Source organism: Mycobacterium sp. IDUB_1 (genome assembly GCF_055419625.1).
Genome location: NZ_JBVAYA010000003.1, coordinates 1 through 13932 on the forward strand (window position 1 = coordinate 1; position 13932 = coordinate 13932).

Here is a 13932-nt window from a genome sequence, read left to right on the forward strand (position 1 = left end):
CCCGGAAGCTAAGCCTACCAGCGCCGATGATACTACCCACCCGGGTGGAAAAGTAGGACACCGCCGAACACACATTGGAATCGCCCCCCACTTTCGTGGGGGGCGATTTCCTATTTCTACGACATATTTCGACGCCATTTATTGCTCAATGAATTCGCGCAATTGTGGTGTCGTCGATGGTGCCCGTATCCTTTTGTGGTGCCCGAAGAGAATATGGCTGGCCACGGTGACCGTCGGCCCCACCGAGGCGGTCCGGCCGGAAACAGGCAGGGTCCGCGCCGCGATCAGCGCTCGGCTCCGCGTGCCTCGGGTCCCCACCGCGCTCGTTCCGCTCAGCCCCGATCGCAGGACGATACGAAGCCGGCGGGACCGCCGATTCCTCCGGAGATCGAGGCCCGTCAACTCGCTCCCGACATCAGGGGAGAGCTCACAACGCTGGATCGGGCTACCGCAGATGCCGTCGCCCGTCATCTTGTGGCCGCAGGTGAACTGCTCGACGAGGATCCCGAGGCCGCGCTCGAGCATGCCCGAGCCGCACGTGCCCGCTCGGGACGCATCGCTGCCGTGCGTGAAGCCGTCGGCATCGCCGCCTACGCCTGCGGCGACTGGGCGCAGGCGCTCTCAGAGCTCCGAGCGGCCCGCCGAATGGGCAGTCGCTCACCACTTCTCGCGATGATCGCCGACTGCGAGCGGGGTGTCGGCCGTCCCGAACGCGCGATCGAACTGGCGCGCAGTCCAGAGGCCGCCCAGCTGACCGGTGATGACGCCGACGAACTGCGCATCGTCGTCGCCGGCGCCCGTTCCGATCTCGGCCAGCACGAGCAGGCGCTCGCCGTGCTGTCCTCGCCGCAACTGGATCCGGCCCGTACCGGCCAGACGGCCGCTCGCCTGTTCTACGTCTACGCCGACACACTCTTGGCTCTGGATCGTCGAGACGATGCGCTGCAATGGTTCCTCAAGGCCGCTGCTGCCGATGCAGAAGGTGTCACCGACGCCGAAGAGCGGATCACGGAACTGTCCTGACGTGAGTACTCTTGCGCACCTTCACGACTGTTTCCTGCTCGACTTGGACGGCACCGTCTTTCGCGGACACGAACCCACCCCCGGCGCGGTCGACACTCTCGCTGCACTGGAAGCCCGGCGACTGTTCGTGACCAACAACGCCTCACGCAGCGCCGACCAGGTGGCCGAACACCTGCGCGAACTCGGCTTCACCGCAACCCCCGACGACGTCGTGACCAGCGCGCAGACAGCCGCGCGGATGCTCGCCGAGCAGCTGCCGAGCCAGTCGAAGGTCCTCATCGTCGGCACTGATGCGCTCGCCGACGAGGTGCGGGCGGTCGGTCTGCAGCCGGTGCGCCAGTTCGGCGACGAGCCCGTCGCCGTCGTCCAAGGCCACTCGCAGGAGACCGCATGGTCCGATCTCGCCGAGGCGGGACTCGCCGTGAGGGCGGGCGCGCTGTGGGTCGCCGCCAACGTCGACAAGACACTTCCTTCGGAACGTGGTCTGCTGCCCGGCAACGGCTCGATGGTCGCCGCGCTGCGTGCGGCCACCGATCAGGAGCCCCAGGTGGCCGGCAAGCCGGCACCTGCCCTGATGGCAGATGCGTTGGCGCGCGGGGACTTCGACGCACCGTTGGTGGTGGGGGATCGGCTCGACACCGACATCGAAGGAGCCCGCGCGGCGGGCCTGCCCAGCCTGATGGTGCTGTGCGGTGTCAACGATTCCGCCGATGCGATATTCGCGGTGGCCGATCAGCGGCCGGACATGATCGCCGAGGATCTTCGCGCACTGACCGCCGACGCCGACAGCCTGCGGGTCGGTCCGCACCCAGCGTGGCGCGTCGATGTCCACGACCACATCGGCGTGGCCTCCACTGGTGAGGAGCCCGGCGACGCACTGTCCATCGTGCGTGCGATCGCGGCGGCGGTCTGGGCCACCGGGGGCGAACCTGGCCGCACCGCGATCGTCGCGGCGGACGACGCGGCGCGCGAGGCGGCGCAGCGGTGGTCGCTGCTCGACCCCGCCATCGACTAGCGTGGCACCCGAGATGAGTACCGAACCCGACCAGATCCGCGCCCAGGTCGCTGAACTCCTCGGAGAGTCGACCGAACCCACCGACGCTGATCTGGACTCCGTCGCCGCCCGCCTGGAGGAGGCGCACGACCTGCTGGTGCGCGCGCTGGAATCGGTCGAGAAAGGCTGATCCGCGTGACGCGGCGCGCTCGTGTGGACGCCGAGCTGGTCCGGCGCGGGCTGGCCCGCTCGCGTCAGCAGGCGGCTGAGCTGATCGGCGCCGGCCGGGTGAGCGTGGACGGTATGCGGGCAGCCAAGCCGGCGACAGCGATCGCGACGACAGCGCATCTCACCGTCGACGACGCCGACGAGCCCAGTTGGGTGTCGCGTGGAGCGCACAAGCTGATCGGGGCCCTCGACGCGTTCGGGGTAGCGGTGGGGGGCCGGCGCTGCCTGGATGCGGGTGCGTCCACCGGGGGGTTCACCGAGGTGCTGCTCAGCCGCGAGGCGCAGGAGGTCGTCGCGGTCGACGTCGGTTACGGCCAGCTCGCGTGGGCGTTGCGCACCGACGACCGGGTCACCGTGATGGAGCGCACCAACGTGCGGGAACTGACCGCCGAGGCCATCGGCGGGCCAGTCGATCTGATCGTCGCCGACCTGTCCTTCATCTCGTTGTCGACGGTGCTCCCGGCGCTGACTGCGTGCGCGTCGGCGACCGCAGATATCGTTCCCATGGTGAAGCCGCAGTTCGAGGTCGGCAAGGACCGGGTCGGCGCCGGTGGCGTGGTGTCGGACCCGCTGCTGCGCATCGACGCGGTCCGCTCGGTCGCCGCGACCGCGCAGACGCTGGGCTGGCGCAGCGTCGCCGTCACGGCGAGCCCGCTGCCCGGCCCGGCCGGCAACGTCGAGTACTTCCTGCATCTACGCGCCGACGCGGCGGATGCCCTGACGGGTGACGCACTCGAGACAGCGATCCGCCGCGCCGTCGAGGAAGGTCCGCAATGACAGCCCAACGCACCGTCCTGCTGGTGGTGCACACCGGACGTGACGACGCCGTCGATGTCGCACGGCGGGTGTCAAAGGTGTTCGGCGACAACGGAATCGCCCTGCGCGTGCTCTCCGCTGAAGCCGTTGACCGCGGGTCGCCGCAGTACCGCTCGACGGACATGGCCGCCCTCGGGGTCGACGTCACGGTGGTAGACGCCGATCAGCGTGCCGCCGAGGGGTGCGAGCTCGTTCTCGTGCTCGGCGGTGACGGCACGTTCCTGCGTGCCGCCGAGCTGGCCCGCAACGTCGAGATACCGGTGCTCGGTGTGAACCTCGGCAAGATCGGCTTCCTCGCCGAGGCCGAAGCCGACTCGATCGACACCGTGCTCGACCACATCGTCCGCCGCGACTACCGCGTCGAGGAGCGGATGACGCTCGACGTGACCGTGTGGTCGGGCGGGGAACTGCTCGACCGCGGTTGGGCGCTCAACGAGGCGAGTCTGGAGAAGGGGCCGCGGCTGGGCGTACTCGGCGTGGTGCTCGAGGTGGACGGCCGGCCGGTGTCTTCGTTCGGGTGCGACGGAGTGCTGGTGTCGAGTCCCACCGGATCCACCGCCTACGCGTTCTCTGCCGGCGGCCCGGTGCTGTGGCCCGACCTGGAGGCGATCATCGTCGTGCCGAACAACGCGCACGCGTTGTTCGCCCGCCCGATGGTGACCAGTCCGCACGCCTTGATCGCGATCGAGATCGAGGCAGGCGGCCACGATGCGATGGTGTTCTGCGACGGGCGGCGGGAGATGGTGCTGCCCGCGGGCAGTCGTCTCGAGGTGACCCGCTGCGGTACTCCGCTGAAGTGGGTGCGGCTGGACAGCGCGCCGTTCACCGACCGGCTGGTGCGCAAGTTCCGGTTGCCTGTCACGGGGTGGCGCGGACAGTAGTGCTAGCCGAGATTCGGATCGAGTCGCTCGGCGCGATCAGCGCCGCGATCGCGGAGTTCGACGGTGGGTTGACCGTGCTCACCGGTGAGACCGGTGCCGGCAAGACCATGGTGGTGACGGGCCTGCATCTGCTCGGGGGTGCCCGCGCCGACCCCGCTCGGGTGCGTTCCGGGTCGGCCAAGGCGGTTGTCGAGGGACGGTTCGTCACCGCCGACATCGGTGCGGATGCGGTCGCCCGGGTCGAGGACATCCTCGATTCCTCGGGCGCCGACCGCGACGACGACGGCAGCGTGATCGCGGCCCGTTCGGTCAGCCGCGAAGGGCCCTCGCGCGCCTATCTGGGTGGCCGCAGCGTGCCCGCCAAGTCGCTGAGTGAGTTCACCGGTGAGCTGCTGACCCTGCACGGCCAGAATGACCAGCTGCGCCTGATGCGCCCGGACCAGCAGCGCGCCGCTCTCGACCGCTACGCGGGCGTCACGGACAAGCTGCAGCGCTACCGGACCGCACGCGACGAGTGGCTGGCCGCCCGCACCGATCTCGAGGAGAGGCGCCGCAGCGCCCGCGAACTGGCCCAGGAGGCGGACCGTCTGCAGTTCGGCATCGACGAGATCGACGCGGTCGCGCCGCAGCCGGGTGAAGACGAGTCGCTGGTGTCCGACATCCGGCGCCTGTCCGAGCTCGACGCGCTGCGCGAGGCCGTGCACACAGCGCGCTCGGCGCTCTCCGGCGAGAGTGAGCCCGGTAGTGACGGTACGTCCGCGGTCGACACGATCGGACAGGCGCGCTCGGCGCTGGAACACACCGATGACGCTGCGCTCAAGGCGTTGGCCGGCCAGCTCGACGGGGCCCTGACCGTCGTCGTCGACGTCTCCGCGGAACTCGGCCAGTTCCTGTCCGAATTGCCCAGTGATGCAAGTGCGTTGGAGACCAAGCTGGCGCGCCAGGCCGAGCTGCGCTCGCTGACCCGCAAGTACGCCCCCGACGTCGACGGCGTGCTGGACTGGGCAGCCACTGCCCGCGACCGCCTGGCCCAGCTCGACGTCTCCGAGGAGGCGATGGCCGGTCTCGCGCGCCGCGTCGACGAGCTCGCCGGGGCCGTTGCGGCCGCTGCGGCGGACCTGACCAAGGCCCGGGTCAAGGCCGCAAAGGGGTTGGCCAAAGCCGTCACCGCCGAACTCGGCGGACTGGCGATGGCCGGCGCGCAGTTCACCATCGCGGTGAGTCCGCTGCCTGCCCGACCCGACGACAGCGCTCCGCTGACGCTGGCGTCCGGTGATGTCGTACACGCCGGACGCGACGGTGTCGACGCGGTGGAATTCGGGTTTGCCGCGCACAGCGGGTCGGACATCCTGCCGCTGCACAAGAGTGCGTCCGGCGGTGAGCTGTCGCGCGTGATGCTCGCCCTCGAGGTGGTGCTGGCCGCGTCCACCGAGGGCACGACGATGGTGTTCGACGAAGTCGACGCGGGGGTCGGCGGGCGCGCGGCCGTGCAGATCGGCCGTCGGCTCGCCCGCTTGGCCCGCACGCATCAGGTGATCGTGGTGACCCACCTGCCCCAGGTCGCCGCCTACGCCGACGTGCACCTGGTCATCGAGGGTCAGGCGGAGGCGACCTCCACGCGGGCCAAGACCAGCGGTGTGCGCCGTCTCGACGAGGACGATCGAGTCGCCGAGCTGGCCCGGATGCTGGCCGGTCTCGGGGAGTCCGACAGCGGCCGAGCGCATGCGCGCGAACTGCTCGATGCGGCCCGCACGGAGCGTGACGCGCCCGGCTAGCGTGTGACTGGAGTGAAAAGAACATACTTCTGGGGCTGATGTTACGGCGCGCCTCCGACAGATCTCGGGCGTTGCTGGCCAGAATCCCCCCATGAAGATGTCAGCGCTGCTCTCCCGAAACGCCAGTTCACGGCCGGGCATCACCGGCACCGCCCGGGTGGACCGCGACATCGACCGGCTCCTGCGCCGGGTGACGCCCGGCGACATCGTCGTCATCGACGTGCAGGACCTCGACCGCGTCACGGCCGACGCGCTGGTCGAGGCGAACATCGCCGCCGTGGTGAACGCGTCGTCGTCGATCTCGGGGCGCTACCCCAACCTCGGGCCCGAGGTGCTCGTCGCCAACGGCATCACCCTCGTCGACGACACCGGCCCGGAGATCTTCAAGAAGGTCAAGGACGGCGCACGGATCCGCATCAACGAGGGCGGCGTCTACTCCGGTGACCGCCGGCTGATCCTCGGCACGGAGCGCACCGACGCCGACATTCACGAGCTGATGCAGGAAGCCAAGGGCGGGCTGGTCGCGCATCTGGAGGCCTTCGCCGGCAACTCCATCGAGTTCATCCGCAGCGAGAGCCCTCTGCTCATCGACGGCATCGGCATCCCCGACATCGACGTCGATGTCAATCGCCGGCACGTCGTGGTCGTCGCCGAGGAGGACCATGCCGCAGCCGACCTGAAGGCACTCAAACCGTTCATCAAGGAGTATCAGCCGGTCCTCGTCGGGGTCGGAACCGGAGCCGACATCCTGCGCAAGGCGGGCTACCGACCGGCGCTGATCGTGGGCGACCCGGACAAGATCAGCACCGAGGCGCTACGCAGCGGAGCGCAGGTGGTGCTCCCCGCCGACGCCGACGGGCACGCCGCCGGACTGGAACGCATCCAGGACCTCGGCGTCGGAGCGATGACGTTCCCCGCCGCGGGGTCGGCCGCCGATTTGGCGCTGCTGCTCTGCGATCACCACGGGGCGTCGCTGATCGTCACCGTGGGCCACACCGCCAGCATCGAGGAGTTCTTCGATCGCACCCGGCAGCGCAGCAACCCGTCGACCTTCCTGACCCGGCTCAAGGTGGGGGAGAAGCTCGTCGACGCGAAAGCCGTTGCGACGCTGTACCGCAGCCGTGTCTCCGGTGGCGCGATCGCGTTGTTGGTCCTCGCGATGCTGATCGCGGTGATCGCCGCGCTGTGGGTGTCGCGCGCCGACGCCGCCGTGCTCGAATGGGTCACCCACACGTGGAACCAGTTCCTGCTGTGGGTCCAGGGTCTGGTCTCGTAGGACACGCGCCGTGATCTCGCTGCGTTCGCACGCCATCTCGCTGGCCGCCGTGTTCCTCGCGCTGGCCATCGGCATCGCCCTGGGTTCCGGGCTGCTGTCCAACACCGTGCTGTCGGGCCTGCGCGACGACAAGGCGCAGATGCAGACCGAGATCGACACGCTCACCACCGATCGCAATGCGCTGAACGAAAAGCTCAGCGCCGCCGGCGACTTCGATGCACAGATGGCGCCGCGCATCCTGCGTGGCAGCTTGGCCGACAAATCGGTGGTGCTGTTCCGCACCCCGGACGCGACCGATGACGACGTCGACGCCGTGGCTCGCCTCGTCGGTGAGGCGGGCGGCGCGGTCAGCGGCACCGTCGCGCTGACCCAGGAGTTCGTCGACGCCAACTCCGCCGAGAAGCTGCTGTCGGTGGTGAACTCCCCGATCGTGCCCGCAGGCACGCAACTGAGCACCACGACCGTCGACCAGGGCTCGCAAGCCGGCGATCTGCTCGGCATCACGCTGCTCGCCAACAAGGACCCCAAGGGTCCGCCCGTCAACGACGATCAGCGCGACACCGTGCTCTCCGCGTTGCGTGACACCGGATTCATCACCTACGGCACCGACCGCATCGGAGTGGCCGACACCGCGGTCGTCGTCACCGGCGGCGCACTCGGCGACGACGCGGGCAACCAGGGCGCGACGGTGGCCCGGTTCGCCGCCGGTCTGGCCACCCATGGCGCGGGCGTCGTGCTCGCCGGCCGCGACGGTGCGGCCACGGGCACCTCGGCTGTCGCGGTCGTACGCTCGGACAACGCACTCACCAGCGCGATGAGCACCGTCGACGACGTCGACCGGGAATCCGGCCGGATCACCAGCGTGCTCGCGCTGGGCGCGCTGGTCGCAGGCGGCAAACCCGGTCAGTACGGAACCGGACAGGGCGCCAGCGCGGTCACCGTCCCGCAGTAACGCCGGTCACCCGCCCGCGTGTCAGCGACGCGGTGCCGCAGACGGTGTTAGGGTGGGGTTCCGTGCCAGGCCAAATGAAGCCGCTGCGGAAGCATCCGCAAACCGCCACCAAACACCTCTTCGTGACCGGTGGGGTGGTGTCCTCTCTCGGTAAAGGCCTGACGGCTTCCAGCCTCGGCCAGCTCCTCACCGCGCGTGGTCTGCAGGTGACGATGCAGAAGCTGGATCCGTACCTCAATGTCGATCCGGGCACGATGAACCCGTTCCAGCACGGTGAGGTGTTCGTCACCGAGGACGGTGCCGAGACGGATCTCGACGTCGGCCACTACGAACGCTTCCTGGATCGCAACCTGAGCGGGTACGCCAATGTGACGACGGGCCAGGTGTATTCGTCGGTGATCGCCAAGGAGCGCCGCGGCGAGTACCTCGGCGACACCGTGCAGGTGATCCCACACATCACCGACGAGATCAAGAACCGGGTGCTGGCGATGGCCGAGCCCGACGCCGACGGGAACCGCCCCGATGTGGTGATCACCGAGGTCGGCGGCACGGTCGGTGACATCGAGTCGCTGCCGTTCCTGGAGGCCGCACGGCAGGTGCGTCACGAGGTCGGCCGGGAGAACTGCTTCTTCCTGCACTGCTCCCTGGTGCCCTACATGGCGCCCTCAGGTGAGCTGAAGACCAAGCCGACGCAGCACTCGGTGGCTGCGCTGCGCAGCATCGGCATCCAGCCCGACGCGCTGATCCTGCGCTGCGACCGCGACGTGCCGGAAGGGCTGAAGAACAAGATCGCCCTGATGTGCGACGTCGACATCGACGGCTGCATCTCGACGCCCGACGCACCGTCGATCTACGACATCCCCAAGGTGCTGCATCGCGAGGAGCTCGACGCGTATGTGGTGCGGCGGCTCAATCTGCCGTTCCGTGACGTGGACTGGACGCAGTGGAACGACCTGCTGCGCCGCGTGCACGAACCGCGCGAGACCGTGCGGATCGCGCTGGTGGGCAAGTACATCGACCTCTCCGATGCCTACCTCTCGGTCGCCGAAGCGCTGCGTGCGGGCGGCTTCGCCCATCACGCCCGGGTCGAGATGCGCTGGGTCCCCTCCGACGACTGCGAGTCCGACGCCGGTGCGGCAACGGCTCTGGCCGATGTCGACGGGGTGCTGATCCCGGGTGGCTTCGGCATCCGCGGGATCGAGGGCAAGATCGGCGCCATCCGCTACGCCCGCCGTCGCGGCCTGCCGGTCCTGGGCCTGTGCCTTGGTCTGCAGTGCATCGTGATCGAGGCGGCGCGATCGGTGGGTCTGACCGAGGCGAGCTCCGCGGAGTTCGACCCCGACACTCCTGACCCGGTGATCTCGACGATGGCCGATCAGCAGGAGATCGTCGCCGGCGAAGCGGACCTCGGCGGCACCATGCGCCTGGGTGCATACCCGGCGGTCCTGACACCGGATTCGATTGTCGCGCAGGCATATCAGGCGACCGAGGTCTCCGAGCGCCACCGGCACCGCTACGAGGTCAACAACGCCTATCGCGCGCAGATCGCCGAGAGCGGCCTGCGATTCTCGGGCACCTCGCCCGATGGGCATCTGGTCGAGTTCGTCGAATACGACCCGCAGGTTCATCCGTTCCTGGTCGGCACGCAGGCCCACCCGGAGCTCAAGAGCCGCCCGACCCGCCCACACCCGCTGTTCACCGCGTTCGTCGGTGCGTCGCTCGAGTACAACAACGCCGAACGGCTCCCTGTCGACATCCCGGAGGCTCCCGAGCGGGAGACCAACGGCGCCAAGCATTCTCTGGAAGACGCGCCCGCCCGTGGCTGACGAGGCCGGCACCCACGACTTCTCGGTCGCCTCCTCGAGAACCCTCTATGTCGGCAACATCTTCGCGCTGCGTGCCGACGAGGTGCGGATGCCCGGTGGGTCGACGGCGCGACGCGAGATCGTCGAGCACTACGGCGCGGTGGCCGTGGTCGCCCTCGACGACGACGGCCGCGTCGTCCTCGTCTATCAGTACCGGCACCCGTTCGGCCGTCGGCTGTGGGAGCTGCCCGCCGGCCTGCTGGACATGAGTGGCGAACCGCCGCACGAGTCGGCGGCGAGGGAGCTCGCGGAGGAAGCCGGACTGGCCGCAGACACCTGGCACACGCTGGTCGACCTCGACACCGCCGCCGGGTTCAGCGACGAGAGCGTGCGGGTGTTCCTGGCGACCGGGCTGCGCGAGGTCGGCCGCCCGGACGCAGAACACGAAGAAGCCGACCTGATCGTCGAGCGTGTCGCGCTCGAAGACGCCGTCGCCAGGGTGTACTCGGGGGAGATCGTGAATTCGATCGCCGTCGCCGGCATCCTGGCCGCGCACGCGATGCCCGGCATCGATGCGCTCCGCGCCGTCGACGCGCCCTGGACCGACAGGCCCAGGGCGTTCGCACGGCGGAAGGGACACGCGTGACCCAGACGTTCTCGTCTGTCGGCTCCACCCTCGAGGTCCAGATCCAGGGCTACCTCGACCACCTGGCGATCGAACGCGGCGCCGCCGCCAACACGCTGAGCTCCTACCGGCGGGATCTGCGCCGCTACGTCGAGCATCTGTTCTCGCGCGGCGTCTCCGATCTGGCCGACGCCACCGAACCCGACGTCAGTGAATTCCTCGTCGCCCTTCGCCAGGGCGACCCCGACAACGGCGTACCCGCGCTGTCGGCGGTCTCGGCGGCGCGCGCGTTGATCGCGGTGCGCGGCCTGCACCGCTTCGCCGCGGCCGAGGGCATCGCCACGGCCGACGTCGCGCGGGAGGTCAAGCCGCCCACACCGAGCCGACGGCTGCCCAAGAGCCTCACGTTGGACGAAGTGCTGGCGCTGCTCGAAGCCGCGGGCGGGGACAGCGACGCCGACGGGCCGCTGACGCTGCGCAACCGGGCCCTGCTGGAGCTGCTGTACTCGACCGGGGCGCGGATCTCCGAAGCCGTGGGCCTGGACCTCGACGACATCGACCTGCACGCCCGCTCGGTGCTGCTCCACGGCAAGGGTGGCAAGCAGCGCCTCATCCCGATCGGCCGGCCCGCTGTCGCTGCGCTCGACGCGTACCTGGTGCGGGCCCGGCCGGAGCTGGCCCGCCGCGGGCGCGGCACCCCGGGGATCTTCCTGAACGCCCGGGGCGGGCGTCTGTCGCGGCAGAGCGCATGGCAGGTGCTCCAGGACGCCGCCGATCGCGCCGGCATCACCGCCGCGGTCTCCCCGCACGTGCTGCGGCATTCATTCGCCACCCACCTGCTCGATGGCGGCGCCGACGTGCGCGTCGTGCAGGAACTACTCGGCCACGCCTCGGTGACCACCACGCAGATCTACACGATGGTCACCGTCAACGCGCTCCGCGAGGTGTGGGCCGGTGCGCACCCGAGAGCGCGCTAGCGTGCGGGTCTGCCTCGCCGGCGCGCCATCTCCCGTTAAACTCGTCGCGATGTCCGCCACGCCCGAAGGATGCCTGACCAGCGACGGTCCGGCATGACCGACGACACGGGCGGATCCATCACAGACCCGGGATCCATCTCACACCCGCGACCCACCGCGGACCCGGCGCCTGAGCCCGTCCCCGCTCCCACCCCCGGGTTGACCGGCCGGCTCCCACGCGAGATCCCCGAACCGGCGCCGCGCACCTCGCACGGCCCGGCCACCGTGATTGCGATGTGCAACCAGAAGGGCGGGGTCGGTAAGACCACGTCCACGATCAACCTGGGCGCCGCGCTGGCCGAATACGGTCGCCGGGTGCTGCTCGTCGACCTCGACCCGCAGGGCGCGCTGTCGGCCGGGCTGGGCGTCCCGCACTACGAGCTGGACAACACGGTCTACAACCTGCTGGTCGAACCGCGGGTGTCGATCGACCAGGTGCTGATGACCACCCGGGTGCCGGGGCTGGACTTGGTGCCCAGCAACATCGACCTCTCCGCCGCAGAGATCCAACTGGTCAACGAGGTCGGCAGGGAGCAGTCGCTGGCGAGGGCGCTCTACCCGGTGCTCGACCGCTACGACTACGTGCTGATCGACTGTCAGCCGTCGCTGGGCCTGCTCACCGTCAACGGACTGGCGTGCAGCGACGGCGTGGTGATCCCCACCGAGTGCGAATACTTCTCGCTGCGCGGTCTGGCGCTGCTCACCGACACCGTCGAGAAGGTGCACGACCGGCTCAATCCCAAGCTCGACATCAGCGGGATCCTGATCACCCGCTACGACCCCCGCACGGTGAACTCCCGCGAGGTGATGGCCCGGGTGGTCGAACGCTTCGGTGACCTCGTGTTCGACACCGTGATCACCCGCACCGTGCGCTTCCCTGAGACCAGCGTCGCCGGCGAGCCGATCACCACGTGGGCGCCCAAATCGGCTGGGGCAGAGGCGTACCGCGCGTTGGCTCGCGAGGTCATCCACCGGTTCGGCGCGTGAGCGAGCAGACCGGTTTCCAGGTTCGGCTGAGCAATTTCGAGGGTCCGTTCGACCTGCTGTTGCAGCTGATCTTCGCGCACCGACTCGACGTCACCGAGGTGGCGCTGCACCAGGTCACCGACGAGTTCATCGCCTACACCAAGGAGATCGGCAGCAAGCTCGGCCTCGACGAGACGACGTCGTTTTTGGTGGTCGCCGCGACAATGCTCGACTTGAAGGCGGCCCGGCTGCTGCCCGCGGGCGACGTGCACGACGAGGACGACCTGGCGCTGCTCGAGGTGCGGGACCTCTTGTTCGCTCGGCTGTTGCAGTACCGCGCGTTCAAGCACGTCGCGGAGATGTTCGCCGAACTGGAGTCCGCGGCGCTGCGCAGCTATCCGCGGGCCGTCGCGTTGGAGGACCGCTTCGCCGACCTGCTGCCCGAGGTGATGCTCGGGGTCGATGCGACCCGCTTCGCCGAGATCGCGGCCGCAGCCTTCACTCCCCGGCCGGTGCCGTCGGTCGGTCTCGACCATCTCCATCAGGTCCCCGTCTCGGTGCCCGAACAGGCCGCCAATCTGATGTCACTGCTGCAAGACCGGGGGATCGGCCAGTGGGCGTCGTTCTCCGACCTGGTCGCCGATTGCCAGATGCCGATGGAGATCGTCGGACGCTTCCTGGCGCTGCTCGAGTTGTTTCGCGCCCGGGCGGTAGCATTCGACCAGTCAGAACCGCTGGGAGTGCTCCAGATTTCCTGGACAGGGGAGCGGCCGAGCAGCGAGCAGTTGGCGACCGCGGACGCCGAATAGCGCGGAACTAGAGAAGATGCCTGAGAATTTTTCGCCGGACACCGAGCCGGACACCGAGCCTGATGCTGAGCACGTCGAGGCCGACCTCGTCGACGCCGAGCTCGATGACACCGAGCTCGATGACGTAGTGCTCGATGATGCCGAGCTCGACGCGGTGCTCGAAGCGTTGCTGCTCGTCGTCGACACCCCGGTGCCCATCGATGCCCTCGCCACGGCCACCGAGGTCCCGGAGGCCCGCGTCGCCGAGCGGCTGCAGGTGCTCGCCGACGGCTTCGCGGCACGGGGCAGCGGCATCGATCTGCGCGAAGCCGGAGGCGGGTGGCGGATGTACACCCGCTCCCGGTACGCGCCGTACGTGGAGAAGCTGCTGCTCGACGGAGCCCGCACGCGACTGACCCGCGCCGCGCTGGAGACCCTGGCCGTCATCGCCTACCGCCAACCGGTGACGCGGGCCCGGGTGAGTGCGGTGCGCGGCGTCAACGTCGATGCGGTGATCCGCACGTTGATGGCGCGCGGCCTGATCACCGAGGCCGGCACCGACCCTGATTCTGGTGCGGTCACCTTCGCCACCACCGAGCTGTTCCTCGAACGCCTCGGGCTGTCGTCGCTGACCGATCTGCCCGACATCGCACCGCTGCTTCCGAATGTCGACGTGATCGACGACATCAGCGAAAACCTCGACGAGGAGCCACGTTTCATGAAACTCAACGGGACGTCCGGGTCCAAACCCGACGCCGCGATCGACGTCGACGCGGAGCGGGAGTGA

General features: G+C 69.3%; 14 protein-coding genes. All 14 read left to right on the forward strand.

Annotated features, from left to right (window positions below; all coding sequences use genetic code 11):
• Positions 1-213 precede the first annotated feature (213 nt).
• The 14 genes from ACZYYX_RS17365 to scpB all read left to right on the forward strand — a co-directional run bounded on the left by ACZYYX_RS17365 (position 214) and on the right by scpB (position 13932).
• Positions 214-1023 (forward strand): tetratricopeptide repeat protein, encoded by an 810-nt coding sequence (locus ACZYYX_RS17365; protein ID WP_463816484.1) that lies wholly within the window; start codon positions 214-216, stop codon positions 1021-1023.
• Between the two features lies 1 nt (position 1024).
• Entirely contained in the window at positions 1025-2038 is a 1014-nt protein-coding gene (locus tag ACZYYX_RS17370) for an HAD-IIA family hydrolase (RefSeq protein ID WP_463815848.1), read from the forward strand.
• Positions 2039-2051: 13 nt separating this feature from the next.
• Positions 2052-2207 carry a hypothetical protein gene (locus ACZYYX_RS17375; RefSeq protein ID WP_463815849.1) on the forward strand — a complete coding sequence of 52 codons (156 nt, stop codon included), beginning with the start codon at positions 2052-2054 and terminating at the stop codon, positions 2205-2207.
• Between the two features lie 5 nt (positions 2208-2212).
• A complete protein-coding gene (locus ACZYYX_RS17380; RefSeq protein WP_463815850.1) occupies positions 2213-3022 on the forward strand; it encodes a TlyA family RNA methyltransferase in 810 nt (269 codons plus the stop codon).
• On the forward strand, positions 3019-3942 hold the full coding sequence (locus ACZYYX_RS17385) for an NAD kinase (RefSeq protein ID WP_463815851.1): 924 nt from the start codon (positions 3019-3021) through the stop codon (positions 3940-3942). The genes ACZYYX_RS17380 and ACZYYX_RS17385 overlap by 4 nt, the downstream gene beginning before the upstream one ends.
• Positions 3942-5717, forward strand: coding sequence for a DNA repair protein RecN (gene recN / locus ACZYYX_RS17390; protein ID WP_463816485.1), 1776 nt, complete (start codon positions 3942-3944; stop codon positions 5715-5717). Before ACZYYX_RS17385 ends, recN begins: the two co-directional genes overlap by 1 nt.
• 91 nt (positions 5718-5808) lie before the next feature.
• Complete coding sequence (gene steA, locus ACZYYX_RS17395) at positions 5809-6993, forward strand: putative cytokinetic ring protein SteA (protein WP_463815852.1); 1185 nt, start codon at positions 5809-5811, stop codon at positions 6991-6993.
• Between the two features lie 10 nt (positions 6994-7003).
• Positions 7004-7945: a copper transporter gene (locus tag ACZYYX_RS17400; protein WP_463815853.1), complete on the forward strand. Its 942-nt coding sequence runs from the start codon at positions 7004-7006 to the stop codon at positions 7943-7945.
• A gap of 74 nt (positions 7946-8019) precedes the next feature.
• Positions 8020-9771, forward strand: coding sequence for a CTP synthase (locus ACZYYX_RS17405; protein ID WP_463816486.1), 1752 nt, complete (start codon positions 8020-8022; stop codon positions 9769-9771).
• Complete coding sequence (locus tag ACZYYX_RS17410) at positions 9764-10396, forward strand: NUDIX domain-containing protein (protein WP_463815854.1); 633 nt, start codon at positions 9764-9766, stop codon at positions 10394-10396. Before ACZYYX_RS17405 ends, ACZYYX_RS17410 begins: the two co-directional genes overlap by 8 nt.
• Complete coding sequence (gene xerD, locus ACZYYX_RS17415) at positions 10393-11352, forward strand: site-specific tyrosine recombinase XerD (RefSeq protein ID WP_463815855.1); 960 nt, start codon at positions 10393-10395, stop codon at positions 11350-11352. Before ACZYYX_RS17410 ends, xerD begins: the two co-directional genes overlap by 4 nt.
• A gap of 93 nt (positions 11353-11445) precedes the next feature.
• On the forward strand, positions 11446-12378 hold the full coding sequence (locus ACZYYX_RS17420; RefSeq protein ID WP_463815856.1) for a ParA family protein: 933 nt from the start codon (positions 11446-11448) through the stop codon (positions 12376-12378).
• Positions 12375-13166, forward strand: coding sequence for a segregation/condensation protein A (locus tag ACZYYX_RS17425; protein WP_463815857.1), 792 nt, complete (start codon positions 12375-12377; stop codon positions 13164-13166). Before ACZYYX_RS17420 ends, ACZYYX_RS17425 begins: the two co-directional genes overlap by 4 nt.
• 16 nt (positions 13167-13182) lie before the next feature.
• Positions 13183-13932 (forward strand): SMC-Scp complex subunit ScpB, encoded by a 750-nt coding sequence (gene scpB, locus ACZYYX_RS17430; RefSeq protein ID WP_463815858.1) that lies wholly within the window; start codon positions 13183-13185, stop codon positions 13930-13932.